Source organism: Mesorhizobium carmichaelinearum, assembly GCF_900199455.1.
Taxonomy (GTDB): domain Bacteria; phylum Pseudomonadota; class Alphaproteobacteria; order Rhizobiales; family Rhizobiaceae; genus Mesorhizobium; species Mesorhizobium carmichaelinearum.
In genome coordinates, this window is sequence record NZ_FZQR01000002.1 from 76,679 (window position 1) to 102,583 (window position 25,905).

At 62.3% G+C, this 25,905-nt stretch carries 19 protein-coding genes; 6 read left to right on the forward strand and 13 right to left on the reverse strand.

All coding sequences use genetic code 11. The features are described 5' to 3' along the window. Window positions 1–86: 86 nt before the first annotated feature. From CKW40_RS03695 to CKW40_RS03730, 8 genes are all read right to left on the reverse strand, one after another. Window positions 87–1,715: an alpha-D-glucose phosphate-specific phosphoglucomutase gene (locus CKW40_RS03695; RefSeq protein ID WP_095198591.1), complete on the reverse strand. Its 1,629-nt coding sequence runs from the start codon at window positions 1,713–1,715 to the stop codon at window positions 87–89. A gap of 3 nt (window positions 1,716–1,718) precedes the next feature. Further along, window positions 1,719–3,164, reverse strand: coding sequence for a glycogen synthase GlgA (gene glgA / locus CKW40_RS03700; RefSeq protein ID WP_095198592.1), 1,446 nt, complete (start codon window positions 3,162–3,164; stop codon window positions 1,719–1,721). Window positions 3,165–3,234: 70 nt separating this feature from the next. Continuing rightward, window positions 3,235–4,500 (reverse strand): glucose-1-phosphate adenylyltransferase, encoded by a 1,266-nt coding sequence (glgC, locus tag CKW40_RS03705; RefSeq protein ID WP_095198593.1) that lies wholly within the window; start codon window positions 4,498–4,500, stop codon window positions 3,235–3,237. A gap of 54 nt (window positions 4,501–4,554) precedes the next feature. Beyond that, complete coding sequence (gene glgB, locus CKW40_RS03710; RefSeq protein ID WP_095199119.1) at window positions 4,555–6,768, reverse strand: 1,4-alpha-glucan branching protein GlgB; 2,214 nt, start codon at window positions 6,766–6,768, stop codon at window positions 4,555–4,557. Window positions 6,769–6,874: 106 nt separating this feature from the next. Next, window positions 6,875–9,343, reverse strand: coding sequence for a glycogen/starch/alpha-glucan phosphorylase (locus CKW40_RS03715; RefSeq protein ID WP_095198594.1), 2,469 nt, complete (start codon window positions 9,341–9,343; stop codon window positions 6,875–6,877). Window positions 9,344–9,474: 131 nt separating this feature from the next. Beyond that, window positions 9,475–10,284: an ATP-binding cassette domain-containing protein gene (locus CKW40_RS03720; protein ID WP_244571078.1), complete on the reverse strand. Its 810-nt coding sequence runs from the start codon at window positions 10,282–10,284 to the stop codon at window positions 9,475–9,477. Continuing rightward, a complete protein-coding gene (locus CKW40_RS03725; RefSeq protein WP_095198595.1) occupies window positions 10,260–11,321 on the reverse strand; it encodes an ABC transporter permease in 1,062 nt (353 codons plus the stop codon). Before CKW40_RS03725 ends, CKW40_RS03720 begins: the two co-directional genes overlap by 25 nt. A gap of 160 nt (window positions 11,322–11,481) precedes the next feature. Then, window positions 11,482–12,459, reverse strand: coding sequence for a sugar ABC transporter substrate-binding protein (locus tag CKW40_RS03730; RefSeq protein ID WP_167448946.1), 978 nt, complete (start codon window positions 12,457–12,459; stop codon window positions 11,482–11,484). Between the two features lie 267 nt (window positions 12,460–12,726). On the opposite strand from CKW40_RS03730, the gene CKW40_RS03735 reads away from it, so the two are divergent. The 4 genes from CKW40_RS03735 to CKW40_RS03750 all read left to right on the forward strand — a co-directional run bounded on the left by CKW40_RS03735 (window position 12,727) and on the right by CKW40_RS03750 (window position 16,725). Then, the gene (locus CKW40_RS03735) at window positions 12,727–13,953 is read left to right on the forward strand and encodes an ROK family transcriptional regulator (RefSeq protein WP_095198596.1); all 1,227 of its coding nucleotides are present in this window, start codon (window positions 12,727–12,729) and stop codon (window positions 13,951–13,953) included. Further along, entirely contained in the window at window positions 13,954–14,400 is a 447-nt protein-coding gene (locus tag CKW40_RS03740) for an RbsD/FucU family protein (protein WP_095198597.1), read from the forward strand. After that, on the forward strand, window positions 14,397–15,320 hold the full coding sequence (locus CKW40_RS03745) for a carbohydrate kinase family protein (RefSeq protein WP_095198598.1): 924 nt from the start codon (window positions 14,397–14,399) through the stop codon (window positions 15,318–15,320). The genes CKW40_RS03740 and CKW40_RS03745 overlap by 4 nt, the downstream gene beginning before the upstream one ends. A gap of 262 nt (window positions 15,321–15,582) precedes the next feature. Further along, window positions 15,583–16,725: a DegT/DnrJ/EryC1/StrS family aminotransferase gene (locus CKW40_RS03750; protein ID WP_095198599.1), complete on the forward strand. Its 1,143-nt coding sequence runs from the start codon at window positions 15,583–15,585 to the stop codon at window positions 16,723–16,725. Between the two features lie 76 nt (window positions 16,726–16,801). Here CKW40_RS03750 and cysQ read toward each other — a convergent pair whose 3' ends face one another. From cysQ to cysD, 3 genes are read right to left on the reverse strand one after another with little or no spacing between them, the layout of a single operon-like run. Further along, window positions 16,802–17,593, reverse strand: a complete 792-nt coding sequence (gene cysQ / locus CKW40_RS03755) for a 3'(2'),5'-bisphosphate nucleotidase CysQ (protein ID WP_179297849.1) — start codon at window positions 17,591–17,593, stop codon at window positions 16,802–16,804. 10 nt (window positions 17,594–17,603) lie between these two features. Next, window positions 17,604–19,541 (reverse strand): sulfate adenylyltransferase subunit CysN, encoded by a 1,938-nt coding sequence (cysN, locus tag CKW40_RS03760; protein ID WP_179297818.1) that lies wholly within the window; start codon window positions 19,539–19,541, stop codon window positions 17,604–17,606. A 2-nt stretch (window positions 19,542–19,543) separates the two neighbouring features. After that, a complete protein-coding gene (gene cysD / locus CKW40_RS03765; protein WP_095198602.1) occupies window positions 19,544–20,449 on the reverse strand; it encodes a sulfate adenylyltransferase subunit CysD in 906 nt (301 codons plus the stop codon). 494 nt (window positions 20,450–20,943) lie between these two features. On the opposite strand from cysD, the gene CKW40_RS03770 reads away from it, so the two are divergent. After that, window positions 20,944–22,296, forward strand: coding sequence for an O-antigen ligase family protein (locus tag CKW40_RS03770; RefSeq protein ID WP_095198603.1), 1,353 nt, complete (start codon window positions 20,944–20,946; stop codon window positions 22,294–22,296). An 18-nt stretch (window positions 22,297–22,314) separates the two neighbouring features. Next, window positions 22,315–23,250, forward strand: a complete 936-nt coding sequence (locus tag CKW40_RS03775; protein ID WP_095198604.1) for a UDP-glucose 4-epimerase family protein — start codon at window positions 22,315–22,317, stop codon at window positions 23,248–23,250. Here CKW40_RS03775 and CKW40_RS03780 read toward each other — a convergent pair. Further along, window positions 23,247–23,801: a sugar transferase gene (locus CKW40_RS03780; RefSeq protein WP_179297819.1), complete on the reverse strand. Its 555-nt coding sequence runs from the start codon at window positions 23,799–23,801 to the stop codon at window positions 23,247–23,249. The two genes, CKW40_RS03775 and CKW40_RS03780, sit on opposite strands and share 4 nt — an antisense overlap. Before the next feature lie 79 nt (window positions 23,802–23,880). After that, window positions 23,881–25,869, reverse strand: a complete 1,989-nt coding sequence (locus CKW40_RS03785; protein ID WP_179297820.1) for a nucleoside-diphosphate sugar epimerase/dehydratase — start codon at window positions 25,867–25,869, stop codon at window positions 23,881–23,883. Window positions 25,870–25,905 lie beyond the last annotated feature (36 nt).

Consider the following 25,905-nt stretch of genomic DNA (forward strand, 5'->3'; position numbering starts at 1 on the left):
CTTCGCGCACCCCTCATCCGTCTCGGCGCTGCGCGCCGATCCACCTTCTCCCACAAGGGGAGAAGGAAAGACGCGCACCACCACTCTCAAGTAATCACGCTCGGCTTGTTGCGGCCGGTGTGGCTCTTGATCCCGGCAATGTCGTCGGCGGCGGCGATGAGGTCGGCGAGTGCTGCCTGCGTGTAGAGATCGTGCCTGGCCTTGTCCGGTTCGTAGCGCTCGATATAGACGCGCAGCGTCGCGCCTGACGTGCCGGTGCCGGAAAGCCGGAAGACGACGCGCGAGCCACCTTCGAACAGGATCCTGATGCCCTGGTGCTCGCTGGTCGAGCCGTCGACCGGGTCGTGATAGGCGAAGTCATCGGCCTTGGCGATCTTCAGGCCACGCACGCTGGTGCCGGGCAAAGAGCCGAGCTTGGCCCTGAGTTCGTCGACCAGCGCGTTGGCGCGGTCACTCTCGACCTCTTCATAGTCGTGGCGCGAATAGTAGTTGCGCCCATAGGCCGCCCAGTGCTCGGTGACGACCTGCTTGCAGCTTTCGCCGCGCGCGGCAAGGATGTTGAGCCACAAGAGCACGGCCCACAGCCCGTCCTTTTCGCGGACATGGTTGGAGCCGGTGCCGGCGCTCTCCTCGCCGCAGATCGTCGCCATGCCGGCGTCGAGCAGATTGCCGAAGAACTTCCAGCCGGTCGGCGTCTCGTAGATGCCGATGCCGAGTTTTTCGGCGACGCGGTCGGCCGCACCACTGGTCGGCATCGAACGGGCGATGCCCTTCAGCCCGTCCTTGTAGCCGGGCGCCAGGCGGGCATTGGCGGCAAGCATCGCCACCGAATCCGACGGGGTGACGAAAATGCCCTTGCCAATGATCAGATTGCGGTCACCGTCGCCGTCGGAGGCCGCACCGAAATCCGGCGCATCCGGACCCATCATCTCGTCATAGAGATGCTTGGCGTGGACCAGGTTCGGATCCGGGTGATGGCCGCCGAAATCCGGTAGCGGCTTGAAGTTGCGGCACGTGCCGTTGGGTGCGCCGAGCCGGTTTTCGAGGATCTCCTTGGCGTAGGGACCGGTCACGGCGTGCATGGCGTCGAAGCGCATGCGGAAGCCCGATTTGAACAGTTTGCGCAGCGCGTCGAAATCGAACAGGCTTTCCATCAGCTCGGCATAGTCGGCGACCGGATCGATGATCTCGACCGTCATGCCCGCGGCTTTGACCGTGCCGATCGTGTCGATGTCGATCGGATCGATGTCTGATATCTTGAAGCTCGAAATCGCCTTGGTCTTGGCGAAGATCGCGTCGGTCAGCTTTTCCGGCGCCGGGCCGCCATTTCCGGCGTTGTACTTGATGCCGAAGTCCTCATGCGGGCCGCCCGGATTGTGGCTGGCCGACAGGATGATGCCGCCGAAGGTCTTGTATTTGCGGATGACATGCGAGGCGGCCGGCGTCGACAATATGCCGCCCTGCCCGACCATCACCTTGCCGAAGCCGTTGGCGGCGGCCATGGCGATCGCCTTCTGGATGACCTCGCGGTTGTAGAAGCGGCCGTCGCCGCCGATCACCAGGGTCTTGCCCTTGAAGCCGTCGAGCGCGTCGAAGATCGACTGGATAAAGTTCTCGGCATAGTGCTCCTGCTGGAACACAGGCACCTTCTTGCGCAGGCCCGACGTGCCGGGCTTCTGGTCGGCATAGGGTTTGGTGGGGACAGTCCGTATCATGCTTCAGGCAACCCTTTTCGAAAGCAGCAGGCGATAGAGTTCGATGTATTTTTCCGCGCTTCGGTCCCACGACACGTCGGACTTCATGCCCTGGCACTGGATGGTCTCGAAGGCCGCGGGATTGGCATAGGCGTCGGCAAGGCGGCGTATGGCGTGCAGCATCGCGCCGCCATTGTTGGGAGCGAACTGGAACCCTGTCGCCACGCCGGCCGCCATCGCCGCTTCATTGGCGTCGATGATGGTGTCGGCAAGGCCGCCGGTGCGGGCAACCATCGGCACGCAGCCATAGCGCAGGCCGTAAAGCTGCGTCAGTCCGCAGGGTTCGAAGCGTGACGGGATGATGATGGCGTCGCAGCCGCCCTGCATTGTGTGCGACAGCCCCTCATCATAGCCGATGACCACGCCGATACGGCCACGGTGGCGTGCGGCAGCGGCAAGCAGCGCGCCTTCAAGGCCCGCGTCACCCGAGCCCAGTATGGCCAGCCGCGCGCCCGTCGCGACGACGCCGTCGATCACCGTTGCCAAAATATCCATGCCTTTCTGCCAGGTCAGCCGGCTGATGACACAGACAATCGGGCTGTCGTCGCGATCGAGGCCGAAGCGCTCTTCAACGGCCGCCCTGTTCGGCGCCCGTGCCTTGAGCGTGGCGGCCGTATAGTTCGACACCAGATGCTTGTCCGTCTCCGGATTCCAGATGGCGGTGTCGATGCCGTTGACGATGCCGTAGAGGTCGCTGGAGCGCATGTTGATCAGGCCGTCGAGGCCCATGCCGAATTCCGGCGAGCGTATTTCCTGCGCATAGGTGGGGCTGACCGTGGTGATCGCCCAGGCGGCCTGCAGGCCGGCCTTGAGGAAGCCGACGCCGCCATAATATTCGACGCCGTCAAGCGCCATCGCCACCGCCGGCAGGCCAAGCTCGCCAAAGATGCCGGCGCCGAACTGGCCCTGGAAGGCGAGATTGTGGACGGTCATCATCGATGGGACGCCGACCGCCTTGCCGTAGCGCATATAGGCCAGGGTCATCGCCGACTGCCAGTCATGGGCGTGGACGATGTCAGGTTGATAGCCCGATATGGCACCACCGGCGATATCGCCACCAACCTGGCTCAGCGCCGCGAAGCGCCGCCAATTGTCCGGCCAGTCCGCACCCGAAGCATTGCCGTAGGGGCCGCCCGGGCGGTCGAACAAATGCGGCGCGTCGAGCACGAACAGATCGAGCCCGGCAAGCTGGACGGCATGGACCGAAGCCTTGCCACCCTGCAGCAGTGGGTATTGGTAAACAGCCTTCTTTTTCTTGAAGCCGTCCATCACCACGGGAAAGCCTGGAATGAGCGTGCGCATGGTCACGCCCTTGGCTGCGAGCGCAATGGGCAGCGCGCCGGTCACGTCGGCAAGCCCGCCGGTTTTGATCAGCGGAAAAATCTCGGGCGTGACCGACAGAACCTGCATGCGTCTATCCCGATCCTGTTTTGAGCAATTGCCGCGGGAAAACCGTTCTCACACTTTTCCTGGAATTGCTCTAGAGCCCGAGCTTGTTGATCATGTCCTGCGTGACCAGGCAGATGCCTTTCTCCGAAACGCGGAAGCGCTTGGCGTCGAGAGCGGGATCCTCGCCGACGACCAGCCCCTCCGGTATCCTTACACCGTGGTCGATGACGACGCGCTTCAACTTTGCGTTCCGGCCGACATGAACGTCGGGCAGCATGACGACCTCTTCCAGCGTCGAATAGGAATTGATGCGCGCGCCGGTGAAGATCAGGCTCTTCTTCAGCGAAGCGCCGGAGACGATGCAATCGCCCGAGACCAGCGAGGAAACGGCCGAGCCGCGCCGGCCATCCTCGTCATGGACGAATTTTGCCGGCGGCTTCAACTCGGCATAGGTCCAGATCGGCCAGTCGCGGTCGTAGAGGTCGAGTTCCGGCGTCACGTCGGTCAGGTCGATATTGGCTTCCCAATAGGCGTCGACGGTGCCGACATCGCGCCAATAGGCTTCGTTCTCGGCGGTCGAACGCACACAGGACTTGGTGAAGCGGTGCGCGATCGCCTTACCGTGCTGGACGATATAGGGGATGATGTCCTTGCCGAAGTCGCGGCTGGAGCCGGGCTCGGCGGCGTCGCGGCGCAACTGCTCCATCAGGAACTTGGTCTTGAAGACGTAGATACCCATCGAGGCCAAAGCGAAGTCCGGATTGCCGGGAATTCCGGGCGGATCGGCGGGCTTTTCGACGAAGGCGATGATGTTGTCCTTGGCATCGACATGCATGACGCCGAAGCCGGTCGCTTCCATCCTCGGCACCTCAAGACAGCCGACCGTGACGTCGGCGCCGGCATCGACATGCTGGCGCAGCATCAGCTCATAGTCCATCTTGTAGATGTGGTCGCCGGCGAGGATGACCATGTATTCCGGGCCATAGGCCTCGATGATGTCGATGTTCTGGTAGACGGCGTCGGCCGTGCCTTCATACCACTGCGTTTCCGAGACGCGCTGGCTGGCCGGCAGGATGTCGAAGCTCTCGTTTCGTTCCGGCCGCAGGAAGTTCCAGCCGCGTTGCAGGTGGCGGATCAGCGAATGCGCCTTGTACTGCGTGGCGACGCCGAGGCGGCGAATGCCGGAGTTGAGCGCATTGGAGAGCGCGAAGTCGATGATGCGCGTCTTGCCGCCGAAATAGACCGCCGGCTTGGCGCGGCGGTCGGTCAGTTCCTTGAGGCGGCTGCCACGGCCGCCGGCCAGTACATAGGCCATGGCATCGCGCGCCAGCGGCTGGGTCCGTTTCAAGTCTGCCATTTCTACCCTCCCAAGTTACTCAAGTCTCGCCCTGTTACCTCGGCCTTGACGGGCTCAGTCGACAACGAGTTCAAGCATGATTGTCGACAGCGGCGGCAGAAGCATCGTTGCCGAGATGCTCTTGCCTTCCGCCCTTGCCTCGACCATGCCGCCATTGCCCATGCCGGAGCCGCCATATTCGGATGCGTCGGTGTTGATGATCTCGCGCCACTTGCCGGCCTTGGGCAGCGGTACGCGATAATTGTCGCGCGGCACCGGCGTGAAATTGGAGATCACGGCCACCGGGCTGCCGCCAGTTGCGTTGCGCACCCAGGCGAAAACCGAATTCTGGCTGTCGTCGACGATCAGCCAGGAAAACCCTTCCGGCTCGCAATCGCGGCCATGCAGCGCCGGGCGCGACCGGTAGAGATAGTTGAGATCGCGCACCGTCTGCCAGACGCCGCGATGCGGGCGGAAATCGAGCAGGTTCCAGTCCAGCGCACGCGCCTCGCTCCATTCGCGGCGCTGCGCGAACTCCTGTCCCATGAACAAGAGCTTCTTGCCGGGATAGCCCCACATGAAGCCGTAATAGGCCCGCAAGGTCGCGAATTTCTGCCAGTCGTCGCCGGCCATCTTGCCCAGTAGCGTGCCTTTGCCGTGCACGACCTCGTCATGCGAGAGCGGCAGCACGAAATTCTCCGAGAAGGCGTAGGTCAGGCCGAAGGTCAGGTCGTTGTGGTGGTGCTTGCGGAAAATCGGCTCCTTGGCAAAATACTCCAGCGTGTCGTGCATGAAGCCCATGTTCCACTTGAAGCCGAAACCCAGCCCGCCTTCATGCACCGGCGCCGAGACCTTCGGCCATGAGGTCGATTCCTCGGCGATGGTCATGACGCCGGGATGGTGGCCGTAGACCTCCTTGTTCATCTTCTGCAGGAAAGAGACCGCTTCGAGGTTCTCGCGGCCGCCCTTCTCGTTAGGGATCCACTCGCCGGCCTTGCGCGAATAGTCGAGGTAGAGCATCGAGGCGACCGCATCGACGCGCAAACCGTCGACATGGTATTTTTCGGCCCAGAACAGCGCGTTGTTGACGAGGAACGATATCACCTCGCGGCGGCCGAAATTGTAGATCGCGGTGTTCCAGTCGGGATGGAAACCCTTGCGCGGGTCCGCATGCTCGTAGAGCGCTGTACCGTCGAAATGGGCCAGGCCATGCGCGTCGACCGGGAAATGCGCCGGCACCCAGTCGAGGATGACGCCGACGCCAGCGCGGTGCGCGCCATCGACGAAACGGGCAAAGCCGTCCGGATCGCCGAAGCGGGCCGACGGCGCATAAAGACCGGTTGTCTGATAACCCCATGACGGGTCATAGGGATGTTCGGAGATCGGCATGAATTCGATGTGGGTGAAACCGGTTTCGACCGCATAGGGGATCAGCCGGTCGGCCAGTTCGTCCCATGACAGGAACGTGCCGTCGTCGCGAAGCTGCCAGGACCCGGCGTGGACCTCGTAGATGGAGATCGCTTCGCGCCGGTGATCGGCATTGCGCCAGAAATTGCGGTGCGCCTCGTCGCCCCACTCATGCGCCGGCGGCACGGCGACCACCGAAGCCGTGGCCGGACGCAGTTCGGACTTGAATGCAAACGGGTCGGCCTTCAGCGGCAGCCTGACGCCATCGGGGCCAATGATCTCGTATTTGTAGGGCCGCCCGGCGCCGATGTCGGGGATGAACACCTCCCAGATGCCGGTGTCGCGGCGATCGCGCATCGTATGGCGCCGGCCATCCCAGTCGTTGAAATCGCCGACCACCGAGACGCGTTTTGCATTGGGAGCCCAAACGGCGAAATGCACGCCGGTGGCGCCTTCATGCTCGATGACATGCGCGCCAAGCTTGTCGAACAGCCTGAGGTGCGACCCCTCGGCGATGTAGTAATCGTCCAATGGCCCGAGCACCGGGCCGAACGAATAGGGATCGGTCAGCCACCAGTCGCCGCCGGCATTGCGCGCGTGATAGCGCAGCGGCTGCCGTTTCTTGATCGACAGTCTGCCTTCGAAGAAGCCGGCGTCGTCGCGCCTCGACAATTGACCAGCCTCGATGCCCGTCAGCGTATAGGCGGTGACGGTTTCGGCATGCGGAACGAAGCAACGGGCAAACAGGCTTTTGCCGACCTCATGGACACCGAGGACCGCAAACGAATCTCCGTGCGTACCGGCGACAATCGCCGCAACATCGCTGGCTGGCGCCAGTCCGTCCGGCCCGCTTGTCGCAGCGGTCGCGCGCGGCTTCCTCATCAGGCAGTGTCCCTCCCAGGGCACCAGGTGTTTGTTTCTGATGATGCGCGTTGGCATTCAACCCGCATCACCGGGACCACATTGTTCGTGGCCTCATGCAATCACATCAGGCAGGCACGTTCCAGATTTCTTTCGCGTATTGGCGGATGGTGCGATCGGACGAGAACCAGCCGACGCGCGCGACATTGCGGATTGCCTTGGCATACCAGTCGGGGCTGTTGCGCCAGACAGCGTCGACATCCCGCTGGGCGGCGGCGTAGGCGTCGAAATCGGCGGCGACCATGAACCAGTCGCTGTTGTAGAGGCCGTTGATGAGGTCGCGGTAGCGATCGGGATCGTCGGGCGAGAAGACACCCGAGGAAACGGCCGCGACCGCCTGCGCCAGTTCGGGCGAGCCCTCGATCACGGCGCGCGGGTTGTAGCCATTGTTGCGCCGCTCGGCGACTTCGGCCGTCGTCAGGCCGAAGATGAAGATGTTGTCGTCGCCGACGCATTCCTTGATCTCGACATTGGCGCCGTCGAGCGTGCCGATGGTCAGCGCACCGTTCAGCGCGAACTTCATGTTGCCGGTGCCCGATGCTTCCATGCCCGCGGTCGAGATCTGCTCGGACAGGTCGGCGGCCGGCATCATGATTTCGGCCAGGCTGACATTGTAGTTCGGCACGAACACCACTTTCAGCAAACCGCGAACCGCCGGATCACGGTTGATCACCTTGGCGACATCGTTGGCGAGTTTGATGATCAGCTTGGCATTGTGATAGCTGGGCGCCGCCTTGCCGCCGAAGAATTTCACGCGCGGCATCCAGTCGCGTTCGGGATGCGAACGGATCTGGTCGTAGAGCGCGATCGCCTCGAGGATGTTCAGGAGCTGGCGCTTGTATTCATGGATGCGCTTGACCTGGATGTCGAACAGCGCCGAAGGGTCGACCTTGATGCCGAGCCGGTCGGCGACGAGATTGGCCAGCCGCACCTTGTTCTGCCGCTTGACGCCCGCGAATTTTTCCCGGAACGCGCTGTCATCGGCAAAGCCCTCGAGCCCTTTGATAGCGTCGATGTCGTCGAGAAAGCGGTCACCGATGGCCTCACGGGCGAGCGAGGTCAGCCCAGGATTGCACTGGATCAGCCAACGCCGCGGCGTGATGCCGTTGGTCTTGTTGTTGATGCGATCGGGATAGAGCTTGTGCAGGTCGGCGAACACCGTTTCCTTCATCAACTCGGTATGCAGCGCCGAGACACCATTGATCGAGTGCGAGCCGACAAAGGCAAGGTTGCCCATGCGCACGCGGCGGTCGCCATTCTCCTGGATCAGCGAGATGCGGCTGATCTGCTCGTCCGAGAACTGGTCGGTGGCGCGCGCCTCCAGAAGCACCTGCGCGTTGATGGCGTAGACGATCTGCATATGGCGCGGCAACAGCCGCTCGAACAGCGGCACCGGCCAGCTTTCCAACGCCTCGGGAAGAAGCGTGTGGTTGGTGTAGCCGAAGGTGCGCTTGGTGATGTCCCAGGCGAGATCGAAGTCCATGCCGTGGACATCCATCAAGAGCCGCATCAGCTCCGGCACCGCGATCGCCGGGTGGGTGTCGTTCAAGTGGATCGCCGCCTTGTCGGGCAGCGACTTCAGGTCGCCATATTGGCTGAGATGGCGTTGCACGATGTCCTGCAGCGAGGCGGTGGAGAAGAAATACTCCTGCCGCAGTCTGAGCTCCTGCCCGGCCTTATGGGAATCGGCAGGATAGAGAACGCGTGACAGCGCGTCCGCCTTGTTGCTTTCGGCCAGCGCGCCGATGTGATCGCCGGCATTGAACTTATCGAGCAGGATCGGATCGACCGGCATGCCCGACCACAGCCGCAGCGTGTTGACGCGGTTGCCCCGCCAGCCAACGACAGGCGTGTCGTAGGCGACGGCCAGAACATGCTCGGTCGGCTTCCAGACGTGACGCTCGAGCCGGCCGTCCTTCGAGGTGATGGACTCCACCGAACCGCCGAAACCGACTTCGAAGGAGCGTTCGCGCCGTTCGAATTCCCAGGGGTTGCCGTGATCGAGCCAGGTCTCGGGCAGTTCGACCTGCCAGCCTCCTTGAATCTCCTGGCGGAACATGCCGTTGGCGTAGCGGATGCCGTAGCCATGTGCGGGAATGTCGACGGTCGCCATGCTTTCCATGAAGCAGGCCGCGAGCCGGCCAAGGCCGCCATTGCCGAGTGCTGCATCGGGTTCGAGCGCCGCGATAAGATCGAGGTCGACACCGAGCGACGACAGCGCCTCGCGCATATTGGCCATCAGCCCAAGATTGGAGAAAGCGTCACGCATCAGGCGGCCGATGAGGAACTCCAGCGACAAATAGTAGACGCGCTTTTCCTGCTGGTCATAGGCCTCTTTCGTTGCCTGCATCCAGCGATCGACGATGCGGTCGCGCACGACCTTGATCGAGGCCGTCAGCCAGTCGTACTGGGTCGCGACGGTGGTGTCCTTGCCGACCCGGTATTTGAGGGCCACCAAGACTTCCCTTGCGAGCGTCTTCGGATCAGGATTTTCGAGCAGTGGAGGAAGGGTTTCGGATGTCATCGCGCGCGTCATGCTGCCTCTCGTGCGGTTGCAATGATCATACCGGCTTTCACCATTCATCCCAGCCCATGTTACTGCATTGCAACATATATTCAATCGATTTAGATGAGCGTGCGCCGGCTTACCCTGCGGCAATTTGACAATCAGGCGGCGAGCGCAGCCTCCGGAGGTGCCTTCGCGCCGGTCATGAAGGCGACGGCATCGGACATCGTATATTGCTTGGGATCGATGACGCACAGGCGACGGCCCAGGCGGTGAATGTGGATACGGTCGGCCACCTCGAAGACATGCGGCATGTTGTGTGAGATCAGCACGATCGGCAGGCCGCGCTTCTTGACGTCGAGGATCAGTTCAAGCACGCGGCGGCTTTCCTTGACGCCGAGGGCGGCCGTCGGTTCGTCCATGATCACCACGCGGCTGCCGAAGGCAGCGGCGCGTGCCACCGCCACGCCCTGGCGCTGGCCGCCCGACAGCGTCTCCACCGCCTGGCTGATGTTCTGGATGGTCATCAGTCCGAGTTCGGTGAGCTTGTCGCGGGCGCGCTTTTCCATCGCCGGGCGATCGAGCATGCGCAACCACTGGCCGAGGAAGCCGGGTTTGCGGATCTCGCGGCCGAGGAACATGTTGTCGGCGATCGACAGTGCCGGCGACAGCGCCAGGTTCTGGTAGACGGTCTCGATACCGGCTTCGCGGGCTTCCATCGGTGATTTGAAGGAAACGGCTTTGCCTTCAAGCCGGATTTCACCTTCGTCGGGCACGGCCGCACCGGAAATCGCCTTGATGAGCGACGATTTTCCGGCGCCATTGTCGCCGATGACGGCAAGGATTTCGCCGGGATAAAGGTCGAAGTCGGCATTGTCGAGAGCGGTGACGCGGCCATAGCGCTTGATCAGACCGCGCGCGGTGAGGATGGGTTCCTGGGTCATGACTATGCCGAAACCTTTCTGATCCATTGGTCGATCGCCACGGCGCCGATGATCAGCACACCGGTGAGCAGCACTTTCCATTGCGGATCGGCGCCCAGCATGTTGAGACCCATGGAGACGACGCCGACGATCATCGCGCCGAACAGCGTGCCCAGGATAGAGCCGCGCCCGCCGAACAGAGAAATACCGCCGATCACCGTCGCGGTGATGGCCTGCAGATTGTAGTCGGTGACGGCGGCGGACGGTGAGATCGAGCCGTTGCGGCCGACAGAAACCCAGGCAGCGAAAGCGGCGATCAGCCCGGCAAGGGTATAGACCGTCACCAGCACCTTCTTGGTCTGGATGCCCGACAGCTTCGCCGCCTCCTGGTCGTCGCCGACGGCGTAGACATGGCGGCCCCATGCCGTGTGGTTGAGCACGTACCAGAGGATCATCACGAGCACGACCGTGGCTATGACGCCGAGCGTCAGCACCGCCGTGCCGATCTTGAAGCTCAGAGCGAACAGATGCAGCAGCGGCGCCTGGGTGTCGACGTCGGTGTCGCGGATCGTCTCATTGGCCGAATAGATGAAGTTCGTGGCCATGACAATGTTCCAGGTGCCAAGCGTCACGATGAAGGGCGGCAGTTTCATATAGGCGACCAGCAACCCGTTGAGCAGCCCGCAGGCCGCACCCGCGGCAAGCCCGATCGCCACGGCGAGAATGGCCGGCATACCGTAGCTGACCGCGCAATTGCCCATGATCACGGCTGAAATCACCATGATGACGCCAATCGACAGGTCGATGCCGGCGGTCAGGATGACCAGTGTCTGCGCGGCACCCAGAATGCCGACGATGGCGATCTGCTGCAGGATCAGCGTCAGCGTATAGGACGAAAAGAAACGTCCGCCGATGGCGATGCCGAAAATGATGATCGACAGGACCAGCACGATCAGCGGCACTGCCGCCGGCGTCGAATGCAGAAAATGCTGGATGCGCTTGACGGCCGATTTGTGTTCGTCGAACGCGGCAACGCTGGTGTCGCTGCCCGAGAGAACCTTCTCGAATTCCTGAGCTTGAGCCATGTTTCCTCCCCGTGAGGTGTCAGCCTAGCGCTGACGCCCGTCCACGCCTTTCCGGTCTGCTGCCGGGATTGTTCGCGGTCACGCGACCCATCGTCCACCCGAAGCGGTCGGGGATCAAGCCCCAACCGCTCGAGTTCGGTAATTGCCGGTCAGACCAGCATCAGCCCCAGCACTTGGCGAGGCCTTCCTTGGTGTCGATGGACTTCACGCCGTTGGCCGGCTTGTCGGTCACCAAATTGACGCCGGTGTCGAAGAAGTTCTTGCCTTCGGTCGGCTTCGGCTTGGTTCCATCCTTGGCGAAGGCGGCGATCGCCTCGATGCCGAGCGCTGCCATCTGCAGCGGGTACTGCTGCGACGTCGCACCGATGACACCTTCGGTAACCGACTTCACGCCGGGGCAGCCGCCGTCGACGGAGACGATCAGCACCTGCTTTTCAAGACCGACGGCCTTGAGCGCCTGGTAGGCGCCGACAGCAGCCGGCTCGTTGATGGTGTGGATGACGTTGATGGTGTTGTCCTTCTGCAGAAGGTTCTCCATCGCCTTACGGCCGCCCTCCTCATTGCCGTTGGTGACGTCGTGGCCGACGATGCGCGGATCGGTCTCGTCGCCGATCTTGTTGGGATCCTTCACGTCGATGCCGTAGCCCATCATGAAGCCCTGGTCGCGCAGCACGTCGACCGTCGGCTGCGAAGGCGTCAGGTCGAGGAAGCCGATCTTGGCGTCCTTGGCCTTGTCGCCGAGCGTCGCCGCGGCCCAGGCGCCGATCAACTTGCCGGCTTCGAGATTGTCGGTGGCGAAGGTCGCGTCGGCCGCATCGATCGGATCGAGCGGCGTGTCGAGCGCGATCACCAGCAGGCCGGCGTCACGCGCCTTCTTCACGGTCGGCACGATGCCCTTGGTGTCGGATGCGGTGATCAGGATACCCTTGGCGCCGTCGGCAATGCAGCTTTCGATGGCCGCCACCTGGCTCTCGCTGTCGCCGTCGATCTTGCCGGCATAGGTCTTGAGGTCGACGCCGAGTTCCTTGGCCTTAGCGGTCGCGCCTTCCTTCATCTTGACGAAGAAGGGGTTCGTGTCGGTCTTGGTGATCAGGCAAGCGCCGACACCGGCCGCGGAAGCGGACGACGCAAACGCCATCAGACCCAGGGCGGCCGCGGCAAACACGGTCGATTTCAGCAGTTTTGTATTGGTCACGATCTTCCTCCCAGTGGAACCATTCCGGATGCCGGCCACCGGCATCTACGGCGCATCCTACGAATTTCTCCCAGCGTGGACGCCGCCTCAACAGACACCAGACCGCAGGCGCTGTCAATAATTAAATCACTCTTATTTATTATTGACAGCCTTGCGCCGTTCACTCATTCTGGCCCAAAAGCATTGAGGGGAAACGACGGGAGGAACAGGGTGGAGACCGCCACTGCGAGGCACGGTTCGCCCGAAGCGAATGACAGCCTGATTCACCGCGGCACCAACCAGAGCGGCATGCGCGACCACAACGAGCGGTTGGTGCTCTCGCTGGTGCGCCAGCATGGCAGCCTGGCGAAATCCGACATCGCCCGCATGACCGGACTTTCGGCGCAGACGGTTTCGGTCATCATGCGCGAACTGGAGGAAGAAGGCCTGCTCGTCCGCCAAGCGCCGTTGCGCGGCAAGATCGGCCAACCCTCCATTCCGATGGCGCTCAATCCGGAAGGCGCCTTCTTCATCGGCCTCAAGATCGGCCGCCGCAGCGCCGAACTGGTGCTGATCGATTTTCTTGGGCATGTGCGCTCGATGCTGCAGCACTCCTATCGCTATCCGGCTCCGCGCGAGACTGTAGAGTTCGTCACCGATGGCATGAAAAGGATGCGCGGCGAACTGACGCCTGCCCAGGACAAGCGCATCGCCGGCCTCGGCATCGCCATGCCGTTCGAACTGTGGAACTGGGCCGACACCGCCGGCGCGCCGCGCGACGTCATGGACGAATGGCGCCACCGCGACATCAGGGCCGACATCCAAGCGCAATGCGAGTTTCCGGTCTATCTGCAAAACGATGCCACCTCGGCCTGCGGCGCCGAGCTCGTCTTCGGCCAGGCGGGCGGCGCGCGTGACTTTGTCTATTTCTATATCGGCGCCTTTGCCGGCGGCGGCATCGTGCTGAATGGCCGGCTGTTCGGCGGCCCGACCGGCAATGCCGGCGCGCTCGGCTCGATGCCGGTGCCCGGACCGGACGGCAAGCCGACCCAGCTGATCGATGTGGCCTCGATCGCCATGCTGGAAAAAGCGCTCAATGCGCGCGGCGTCGAGGCCTCGCACCTGTGGACCTCGCCCGAAGACTGGGGCGACATCGGCTCCGAACTCGACGACTGGATCGCCAATGCCTCGCAGGCGCTTGCCTATGCCATCGTCGCCGCGGCCTCGGTCATCGATTTCGAGGCGGCGGTGGTCGACGGCTGGATGCCGCAGGCGGTGCGCCGCCGACTGGTCGATGCCATTGTCGCCGCCATCGCCACAATCGACGGCGAAGGCCTGAAACTCCCCGTCGTTCGCGAAGGAACTGTCGGCATCCATGCCCGGGCGCTCGGCGGCGCCAGCCTGCCGCTTTCCGAACGCTTTCTGATTGGTTCGACGACGATTTCCAGGAGCGCCTGAATGCTGATCGGAATCCCGGCGCTGCTCGGTCCGGACCTTCTGGCGACACTGCGCGCCATGGGCCATGGCGATGAGATCGCCCTGGTCGACGGAAACTATCCGGCAGAGGAGCAGGCAAGGCGCCTGGTCCGAGCCGACGGTCATCATCTCATCCCGGTGCTCGATGCGATCCTGAGCGTGCTGCCGGTCGACGACGCCGTTCCGGAAGCCCTGTTTCGCGCTTCAGTCAAAGGCAATCCCTCGATTGCCGATCCAGTCCATCACGAGATCGAGGCGATCTGCGCCAAGCGCGCGCCGGGCCGCAAGGTGGTTGCACTGGCCGGCGCCGACTTCTATGCACGGGTCAAATTGGCGCATGCCATCGTCGCGACAAGCGAGCCGAGGCTTTACGCCAACATCATCATCCGCAAGGGCGTGATCTATCCGCCGGAGACCAGAAAACCATGATCCTTTGCTGCGGCGAAGCCCTGATCGACATGCTGCCGCGCACCACGACGCAAGGTGAGCCGGCTTTTGCCCCCTATGTCGGCGGCGCGGTGTTCAACACGGCGATCGCGCTGGGACGACTCGGCGCGCCAGCCGGCTTCTTTTCCGGCCTGTCGTCCGACCTTTTCGGTGGCCAGTTCAGGGATGCGCTCGGCGCTAGCAAGGTCAGCTCCACCTATGCCCACACGTCGCCCAGGCCGACCACGCTCGCCTTCGTGCGGCTCACCAACGGTCAGGCGACCTACACATTCTACGACGAGAACACCGCCGGGCGCCTGCTGACGATCGATGACCTTCCGGCGCTCGGCAATGAGATCGAGGCCATGCTGTTCGGCGCCATCAGCCTGATCTCGGAGCCTGCCGGCAGTGCCTATGAGGAGTTCATGAAGCGCGAGCACGCGAGCCGCGTCATGATGCTCGACCCCAACATCCGACCGAACTTCATCCCGGACAAGGCAAAGCACCTCAGGCGCATTCGCGCCATGATGGCGATGGCCGACATCGTGAAGCTGTCGGATGAGGACCTGAACTGGTTTGGCGAAGCCGGCTCGCATGAGGATGTCATCCGCAATTGGCTCGACCGCGGCCCCAGGCTGATCGTCGTCACGCATGGCAGCGAAGGCGCGGTTGGTTACACCAGGGATCACGCCGTCACCGTGATGCCGGAAAAGGTCGAGGTGGTCGACACGGTCGGAGCCGGCGACACGTTCAACGCCGGCATCCTCGCCTCCTTGCACGAGCAGGGCCTGCTGACGAAAGCGGCAATCGCCGGTCTGTCGAAAGAAGCCATTCATAAGGCGCTGGCGCTTGGTGCCAAGGCAGCGGCAGTGACCGTGTCGCGCGCGGGCGCCAATCCGCCATGGCGGCATGAAATCGCCTGAGCAACGCTCACCTTAAGTTGAGCCAGCCGATCACTTTATGTTTCGCGGGGCCGCTCGGTGAGGCTACACGGGCGCAATTGCACCCGACGAAGCCCGGATTTCCGGCATCTTGCTAGGATTCACCTGAAATCAGCGGTAACAGACTGCAATATCCAGGCGATTGGTGGCCCCGGCTGCCCGGCTTTCTCGGCAGGCGCAACTCTGGTACCAGCGGGCCGTTATTTGGCTAAACCGCCTGATTGAAATCGTTTTTGAGGCTGACATGCAGTTCATCGATCTTGGCGCACAGCGCGAACGTATCCGCGACCGGCTGAAGGCCGCGATCGACCATGTCGTCGAGGACGGTCGCTACATCCTCGGGCCCCAGGTGGCGGAGTTCGAGAAGAAGCTCGCCGCCTATGTCGGCACCAAGCATGTCGTGGCCTGCGCCAACGGCACCGATGCGCTGCTGTTGCCGCTGTTTGCCGCCGGCATCGGCCCGGGCGATGCGGTGTTCGTGCCGAGCTTCACTTTCGCGGCCACCGCCGAAGTGGTGGCGCTGGCCAAGGCAGAGCCCGTCTTCATCGACGTCGATCCAGTGACCTACAACATCGACATCGCCAGCCTCGAAGCCGCCATCGCCATGATCAAGAAGGAAGGAAGGCTGAAGCCCAGGGCAATCATTCCTGTCGACCTGTTTGGCCTTGCCGCCGATTACGATGCGATCATGGCGATTGCCAACCGCGAAGGGCTTCTGGTGATCGAGGACGCCGCCCAGTCGATGGGCGGGTCGCTTGACGGCAAAATGTGCGGTGCTTTCGGCCATGTCGGCTCGACCAGCTTCTACCCGGCCAAGCCGCTTGGCTGCTATGGCGACGGCGGCGCGATGTTCACCAACGACGACGCGCTGGCCGACAAGCTCAGATCCTTCGCCTTCCACGGCAAGGGCGAGACGCAATATGACAATGTCCGCGTCGGCATCAATTCGCGGCTCGACACGCTGCAGGCGGCGATCCTCATCGAAAAGCTCGCCATTCTCGAAGACGAGATGGTGGCGCGCCAGGTGGTGGCAAACCGCTATGCCGAAGGGCTTGGCGATGTCGTCACGGCAGCCCGTAACCTCGACGGCAGCCGTTCTGCCTGGGCCCAATACGCCATCGAGACGCCCAAGCGCGACGGCCTGAAGGCGCATCTGAGCGAAAAGGGCATTCCGTCCGTCATCTATTACGTCAAGCCGCTGCACGCCCAGGTCGCCTATCGCGACTACCCACGCACGCCGACCGGTCTTGCCGTCTCGGAGGATCTGCCCAAGCGCATCCTGTGCCTGCCGATGCACCCCTATCTCAGCGAAGCCGACCAGGACCGGATCATCGAGACGATCCGCAACTACATCGGCTCGAACTCGGCGCAGGCCGCGGCCGAGTAATCAGCAGCCGGTCTATCTCTCTGTTCTTATGCATGTCGTGCGCCCAAAACCGAGGATCACTTTTGGGCGACATGCGTTAGACGGGGCTCGCCCCTGCCCTGCCGCTAGCGATGAAATGCGGGTTGGCGAAATCCTCGTCGTCGGCCTGGTCGCGTTTGCCGTAGGCCAAGAGCTTGCCATCCAGCGTGCGTGTCGTGCCGCCCGCCGCGCGCAGCACCGCGTCGCCCGCCGCGGTGTCCCATTCCATGGTGCGTCCGAAGCGCGGATAGACATCCGCCTCGGCGCTGGCGAGAAGACAGAATTTCAAGGACGAACCGACCGAGACGATCTCGGCGGCACCGAGGTCGCGAATATAGGCTTCGGTTTCCGGCGTGTTGTGGGAGCGGCTGGCCACCACGGCCAGCGGCGCTGCTGCCGTTCTCACCGAAATCGGCCGGCGGCCGACGATCTGGTAATCGCCATCGATTTCCAGGGATTCCGCCCTGCCCGGCCGGCCGGAAAAGAAACGTCCAGTGCAAGGTGCGAAGACGACGCCGACTTCCGGGACGCCATGGCGGACAAGCGCGATGTTGACGGTGAAATCGGTGCGGCGATTGACGAATTCCTTGGTGCCGTCGAGCGGGTCTATGAGGAAGAAGGCCTCGCCCAGATCGGTCGGCATTATTCCGGCCGCCGCTTCCTCCTCAGCCACGCAAGGAATCTCGGGAAATGCAGCGCGCAGCCCGGCGAGAATGATCTTTTCGCTCTCGCGGTCCGCCTCGGTCACCGGCGAGGCGTCCGACTTGCGGTCGACCGCGCAGCCGGCGTGGAAAACGCGCATGACCTCGCGGCCGGCCGCCAGAGCCAGTTGCTCGAAGATATCGAGCATCGACCTGTCGTCAGATACCGCCGCCGCTGTCATATTGGTCTTCGGCAATGTCACGCTCGTTCAGCCAGTGTTCCAGGGCATCTACCATCTCTTCCGCCGATCTGCCGAGCGTCTTCAGATGGATTTCCGGTTTTTCCGGCGCTTCGTATGGGGAATCGACGCCGGTGAAGTTCTTGATCTCGCCATTCAGCGCGCGGGCATAAAGGCCCTTCGGATCACGCCTGGCGCACTCCCCGAAGGGCGTGTCGACAAACACCTCGATGAACTCGCCATCGGCCATCAACTCGCGCGCCATGCGCCGCTCGGCGCTGAACGGCGAAATGAACGAAACAATGACGATCAACCCGGCATCGGCCATCAGCTTGGCCACTTCGGCGACACGACGGATATTCTCGACGCGGTCGGCATCGGTGAAGCCGAGATCGCGGTTGAGACCGTGACGGACATTGTCGCCATCCAGGATATAGGTGTGCCGGCCGGTGGCGAACAGCTTCTTCTCGAACAGATTGGCGATGGTCGACTTGCCGGAGCCCGAAAGCCCGGTGAACCAGAACACGGCGGGGCGCTGGTTCTTGATGTCGGCGCGCACGCGCTTGCCGACATCGAGCGATTGCCAGTGGATATTCTCGGCACGACGCAGCGAGTGCACGATCATGCCGGCGCCGACAGTGGCGTTCGAGATGCGATCGATCAGGATGAAGGCGCCGGTGGTGCGGTTCTCGGCGAAGGGATCGAAGGCGATCGGCGCCCGCGTCGAGATGTTGCAAATGCCGACTTCGTTCATCTCAAGCGACTTGGCCGCCTCATGGGCGAAGTCGTTGACATTGATGCGGTATTTCAGGTCGGTGACGGTGGCGCTGGTCTGGTCGGTTTCGGTGCGCAGGATGTAGGAACGACCCGGCAGCAACGCATGCTCGTCAAACCAGACGATGTTGGCGGCGAACTGATCGGCGACCTGCGGGCGAGCAGCCGGCGATACCAGCATGTTGCCTCTGGAGACCTCGACCTCGTCGTCGAGGACGAGCGTGATGGCCTGGCCGGCCACCGCCTGTTTGAGATCGCCGCCATAAGCGACAATGCGTTTGACATGCGAGGACTTGCCGGATTTGGCGACGACGACCTCGTCGCCTTGCGCGATGGCGCCGGACGCGATCGTGCCGGCAAAACCGCGGAAGTCGAGATTGGGGCGGTTGACGTACTGCACCGGAAAACGGAACGGCAGCTCGACAGCCGCCTCTTCGACCGAAACGGTCTCGAGGTGCTCGATCAGCGTCGGGCCGGAATACCATTGCATGTTGTCGGAGCGGCCGCTGACATTGTCGCCGTAGCGGGCCGACATCGGGATCGGCACGATGGTGTGGAAGCCGAGATCACGTGAGAATTGGCCGTAGTCTTCGACGATCCGGTCGAAAACCGCCTGGTCGAAATCGACGAGATCGATCTTGTTGACGGCCAGAACGATGTGACGGATGCCGAGCAGCGAGGCGATGATCGAATGGCGCCTTGTCTGACGTAGCACCCCTTGCCTTGCATCGATCAACACGATCGCCAGGTCGGCGGTCGAGGCGCCTGTCGCCATGTTGCGGGTGTACTGTTCGTGGCCGGGGGTGTCGGCGACGATGAACTTGCGCTTGGGCGTGGCGAAGAAGCGGTAAGCGACGTCGATGGTGATGCCTTGCTCGCGCTCGGCCTCGAGACCGTCGACCAGCAGCGCGAAATCGATGTCGTCGCCGGTGGTGCCGTGCTTGCGCGAATCGCGTTCGAGCGCGGCGAGCTGATCCTCGAAGATCTGCTTGGTGTCGGACAAAAGACGTCCGATCAGCGTCGACTTGCCGTCGTCGACGGAACCGCAGGTCAGGAAGCGCAGCAGCGACTTCTTCTCCTGCGCAGCCAGGTAGTCGCGGACGCTGTCGGTCGGGGCGAGGCTTTTTGCCATGATGTGACGCATGGTCAGAAATACCCCTCGCGCTTCTTCTTTTCCATCGAGCCTGCCTCATCGCGGTCGATCAGGCGGCCCTGCCGCTCGGAGGTGCGGGCGGTCAGCATCTCGCCAACGATGGCTTCGAGCGTGTCGGCATCGGATTCGATAGCGCCGGTGAGCGGATAGCAGCCAAGTGTGCGGAACCGGACCAGCCGGTTCTCGACCGTCTCGCCGGGGCGCAGTTTCATGCGATCGTCGTCCTTGAGGATCAGCATGCCGTCGCGCTCCACCACCGGCCGCTCCTTGGCGAAATAGAGCGGCACGATCGGGATGTTCTCCTGCAGGATGTACTGCCAGATATCGAGTTCGGTCCAGTTCGACAGCGGGAAGACGCGGATCGATTCGCCCGATGCGATGCGGGTGTTGAATATCTTCCACATTTCGGGGCGCTGGTTCTTCGGATCCCAGACATGCTGGGCATTGCGGAACGAGAATATGCGCTCCTTGGCGCGCGATTTCTCCTCGTCGCGGCGGGCGCCACCGAAGGCGGCATCGAAACCGTATTTGTCGAGCGCCTGGCGCAGCGCCACGGTCTTCATCACATGGGTGTGGGTGTTCGAGCCATGGTCGAACGGATTGATGTTGTCGCGCACGCCGTCTTCGTTGACATGCACCAAAAGGTCGAAGCCCAGTTTTTGCGCCATCTGATCGCGAAAAGCGATCATTTCACGGAATTTCCAGGTGGTGTCGACATGAAGGAACGGGAACGGCGGCTTGGCGGGATAGAACGCCTTCATTGCCAGATGCATCAGCACGGATGAATCCTTGCCGACCGAATAGAGCATGACCGGCTTGGAGAAGGCGGCCGCGACCTCGCGGAAAATGTGGATGGACTCGGCTTCAAGCCGCTGCAGATGCGTAAGTGCTATGGTCATAGACTGTGAGCGTTCTCTCGTGCCTTGCGCCAAAAGACCTTGCGTCAAATCATCGAGCCTTTTGCGCCCGGTTCAAGCTTCGCTTCTGGACAAAGTGTTTTCGTGCGGGCGTTCTAGCAGATCGGCGCACGGCAGAACAATGCAAGACCAGTCCAGCAGCGGTCGGTTCGGGAATGAATTTTCCACGCTTTCGCCATAACCCGAAAATTTCTGTTCGCAAGGCCGCCAACCGGGAAAAGGCAGGAAAAATATTGCTCGGGATGACCTGACGACAAACACCCCTGGCGCCCTTTGCCAATCGACGGGCGCCGGGCCGCCGATTTTCCGTGACAACAAGCCCCGGCGCACTATCGAAAAGACAGCCCAGCCGTTATACAACCCGCGGAAGCGGGCAAGATGCGTCATCAGGCATGGGCAATTTCGAGGCGAGCATATTCGGTTCCGCTGAACAGGATGTGCCGCATAGAGCTACTCGAGAATAGCGAGCCCGAAACTTGAACCGGCTATCGTCCATAAGACCGCAACTCACGCCGTCGCGGATCAATATCTACTTCTCCATTCTTTGCTTCTTTTTTCCACCGGTCCTGGGATCGCTGGTCAGCTTCGTGTTCAATGGCGGCGGCCTGTGGTCCGTCCTGTTGATCGCCCTGAAGAAGAGGCGCTTCAACATCGACAGGGCGATGATGGCGCTGACGATCGCGATCTATGCGTATTGCGCGGCCAATATCGTGGCGTCCATCGTCAACAACGCGATCGTCCAGGACGCGCCACGCCTTATTCCGCTCGTGACCTTCCTGCTTTTCCCCATCTCCTATTCGACCTGGAGCATCACGCAGAAAACCACGCTCGTCCGCATCATCGTGCTCAGCAGCCTGGCCGCCTGTTTCGTCGCGCTGCTGCTGGCCGTTATCCAGCAATATTGGGTGGGGATGAGGGCCAAGGGCGGGGCCGGCAATGCGATCGTGTTCGCGGAGGTGCTTTGCCTTGCCGTAATGGTCTGTGTGGCCGGCGCCTTGTCGGGTATCGAGAGACACAGGAACGCCCTCATCTGCGCAGCCCTTGGCGGAACGATCGCCATCATCTACTCCGGTACGCGCATTATCTGGCTTTCGCTGCTGATCGCCGGCATCGCCGTCCTGCTGATCAACCAACAGAGGCTGAAAGGAAGGAATGCCATTCGCCTGCTGCTGCTGCTGGTGGCGGTCGGCGCCGTGATCGCTGCCGTCGGTTTCCAGACGATATCCGGGCGTGTCGACTTTATGCGTTCCGACTTGGACGCGCTCGCCACCCATGGTGACTACACGACGCCCATCGGATTGCGATTCGCCTTGTGGGATATCGGCCTGAAGGCGTTTCGTGAGATGCCCTTGTTCGGACATGGAGTGGGTGCCACCCAAACCTTGATAAAACAGGGCTTCCGCGATCAGTTCGGAATGGATGCAGGCTTCAGCCATTTCCACAACGGCATCCTGACCGCCTTGGTGCAGGCGGGAATCCTGGGCGCGGTGACGCTGGCGGCGATCTTTGTCGTTGCCGCCAGGAATGCCGCCTTGGTCCTGCGAAACAGCACCGATCCGATCGAGCGGTTCGGCGCCACCATGATTGTCATCGTGGTGATCACCTATCTCACGGCCGGAATGACAGGCATCCTGGTCGGCCACGACATTCTGGACTCGATGCTGATGGTCTTCCTGGTGTCGGGAACGTATCTCGCCTCCGGACGTCAGGCTCCGTTGCCGCAAGATCAGGCACTTGCGCCGATGACGGACGAACGAGAGCATGCGCCAGTGGCGGAAGAAGTCCTTCCGCCAGCAATGAAAGACCAGGCGCTTCCATCCACCCAATAGGCGTTCAGGGCAAATGCAATGAAAGTCCTGGTCACAGGCGCGACGGGCTTTATCGGCCGTCAGGTGGTCAGCCAGCTTCTAAAGGCCGGCGCCGAGCTTCGCCTCGCGTCCCGCCACCCGGAGAGGCTTGGTCCCGGACATGACGCCGTGCAGATGCCCGGTTTCGATGCGCCGACGGCTGCCTTCCTGGCGTTGACCAGGGACGTTACGGATGTCGTTCATTGCGCGGGTCTGAACAATGATGAAGGCAGCGCCACCGATGCCGATTTTCGCGCGGCCAATGCGGAATTGAGCGCAAGGCTGGCGCAAACGGCGGCCGAACAGGCAAGCGGACGGTTCATCCAGCTCTCCTCGATCCGGGCCGTGATCGGCGCGCGCGTCAGCGCAACGATCGACGCGGACACGATACCCGATCCGCAATGCGCCTATGGGCGCTCGAAGCGCGAAGCAGAGATCAGAGTGCTGGACGCCTATGCGTCGCATGGCCGTTCCGACGCGACCGTGCTGCGACTGCCTCCGGTCTACGGAAGCGGCATGAAAGGAAACCTGGCGACACTGATGCGCGTGGCCGACACGGCTCTGCCGCTGCCGACAGGCGCACTGACGGGAACCCGCTCGCTGCTGTCATCGCAATCCGCGGCAGGAGCGATATGGCATCTGCTCAGCCATTCGGGGCCGCTGCGCCCGATCTATATTGCCAGCGATGCGCCGCCGGTCTCGATCGCTGATATCGTCGGCGCTTTTCGCAGCGGTTTGCGACGGCCGACGCGCCTGGTGCCCGTGCCGGCCGGGCCGTTGCGGGCAGCCGCGATCCTGCTGGGCAAGCGGACGTCCTGGGACAGCTTGACCGCTACACAGATATGCGACCCTTCCTTGCTCGTATCGGAAGGCTGGCTGCCGGAAACCGGCACGCTGGAGCGGCTGGCCGAGATCGCGCGGCTCGGAAACGCTTAATCGCCGCCGTTGCGATAGAGCGTTCCAAACAGGATGCGAAGATCGAGCCAGAACGACGCCGCCTTGAGATAGGCGGCATCCGTTTCGGCCAGAAGCTGCGGGTTCGACATGTCGATGCCCCTGATCTGGGCCATGCCGGTAATGCCTGGACGTGCTGCCAAAACCCCCAGCCGCCTGCGACGCTCGATCAGTTCCGTCTGTGTCGGCAGACAAGGACGCGGCCCGACCAGGCTCATCTCGCCCTTGAGAACATTCCAGAATTGCGGCAGCTCATCGAGCTTGAACTTACGCAAGGTCCTTCCGACCGCGGTCACGGCATTCGCCGGCGCTTCGTGCGAGGGCAAGGACGGCGTTCCCTGAACCATCGTCCGCAACTTGTGGCAGCGAAACAACGCACCATCGCGGCCGACCCGCGTTTGCGAAAAAATCACCGGACCAGGCGACGATGCCCGCACCGCAAGGACGCAGAGCAACAGAACAGGCGACGTCACCACCAACAACAGGGCTGTCGCGACGAGATCGAAGGCTCGCTTCAGTCCCTTCACGGCCATCCCCCGATCACTAAAACCGCCGGCCGCGGGATCGATATCCCAGCAAGATCTCGCCGTCCAACCGTCAGCTGCAACGTCTCTAACCTGCTTGCCCGACTGTTCTCGTGCCAGTTTCCTGCCGCGTGTCGGGTGCTGATGTCTCCGGCCGATGGAGTTCCGCCAACACGGCAAGGGCGGAAGCCTTGTCCTGGTTCTTCATTGCCCCCTGCAGCGCAGCCAGTGCGGCCTGAACCGCCGGCCACGCCACGACATCGGTCCTGAGACCGAAGATCTTGGCGATGTCGAGCGTGACGATCTCTTCATTGGCGCCCTGCAGCGTCTCATGCAGCTTCTCGCCGGGCCTGATGCCGGTGAAGCGGATCGGGATATCCGCATAGGGCGTCTTGCCGGCCATGCGGATCATGGTTTCGGCGACTTCCAGAATCGGCACGGGCTTGCCCATGTCGAGCATGTAGATGGCATAGTCGTCCTTGCCGTTACGCGACTGTGCGTCGGCGGCGGCCATGATGACGAGGTCGACAGCTTCCGCCACCGTCATGAAATAACGCGTCATGCGTCGATCGGTAATCGTGACTGGGCCGCCGGCTTCGATCTGTGCCTGGAAGATGGTCGCCACCGAACCATTGGAGCCAAACACGTTGCCGAACCGCACGGCTATGAACTTGGTGCCGGAACGGCGCCCATCCGCCGCGATTGCATGGCTTTCGTGCAGAGAGCTGACGAGCTGCTCGGCGGCTCTCTTGGTGATGCCAAGCACGGAGGTCGGATCCACGGCCTTGTCGCTCGAGATGAGCAGGAACTGCGGGACGCCGCATTTGGCGGCAACCTCAGCGCAGACAAGCGTGCCGAAAACATTGGTCTGAATGGCCGATTCCCAGTTTTCCTCGAGCAGCGGAACGTGCTTGAGCGCCGCGGCATGGAAGATGATGTCCGGTTTGAATTCCGTGACGACACGGGTCATCTGGCGCCGATCCGCGACATCGACAATACGGACCTTCAGGCGATCATGGTCCTTCTCGTCGACATACTGGCTCAACTGGAAGATGCCGAACTCGGAATTGTCGGCGACCAGCACCGCCCCTGCCCCCAGCTCCAGCGACCGCTTGACCAGTGTGCGGCCGATAGACCCGGCGCCTCCGGTCACCAGGACGCGCTTGCCGCCGACGAAAGCGCCAATGCGTTCGATATCGGACGGCACCGTCGGACGGCGCAGGATCGTTTCCATCTCGACTTCGTCGAGAACGATCTTTCCCTCCTGCCCTAGTTGCGAAAGCCTCGAGAACTGCACGACGGCTATGCCGCCATGGCGGGCGACACGCACAAGCTCGGAATATTCCTCGATCTCATGCTCGACGCCGCTGCCGAAAATAAGCAGGTCGATGCTCTTGGTGCCGGCGGCGTAGTCCTCCAGCACATCGATCAGACGCGGCCGGGACGCCACCACGGGAACACCTTGAATCCGTGTGCCCAATGGCGCACCGCGCTCGGTCGCCATGATGCCGGCAATGGAATAGTCGGCCGGCTCTGCCGTGCGTGTGAAGCGGATGATCAGGTCGGCCTCGCCAAGCCGACCGACGAACAGCGCCCGCCTGGCCTGCGTTTTATTGGCCTTCTGGGTGAGGATGCCCCAACTCGCGCCGTCGCGAAGAAATCGGTAGAACAGCCGAGGCGCCGATATGATGGTGAAGGAGACGAGGAAGAAGACGATGAATTGACGCTCGTTGAGGCCAGCCACGGGCTCGAGGAAACGAGACATCAGCGAAACGGTATAAAGCACAACCGTCAGAATCGCGCAGCTCTTCAGAATGTTGAAAAAGTCCGGGGTCGAGGCAAAGCGCCAGATCGTGGTGTAGAGACCACAATATCTGAACAGCAGGTGGCTTATGAGAACGACCCCAGCCCAGGTGACAAAGCCTTCGTAGGAGAATGCATCGAACGAAAGGTCTGACCTGGAGAGGACGAGACTAAGCGCCACCGCAACCAGGACCATGGCCATATCCTGGATCATGATGAAGGCGCGCCGCATCTTCGGCCGACTTCCGGATACGGCTTTTACATAGGAAGTCATTGGCCAGTACTATACTCCAGGCAAGGATTCGAACAT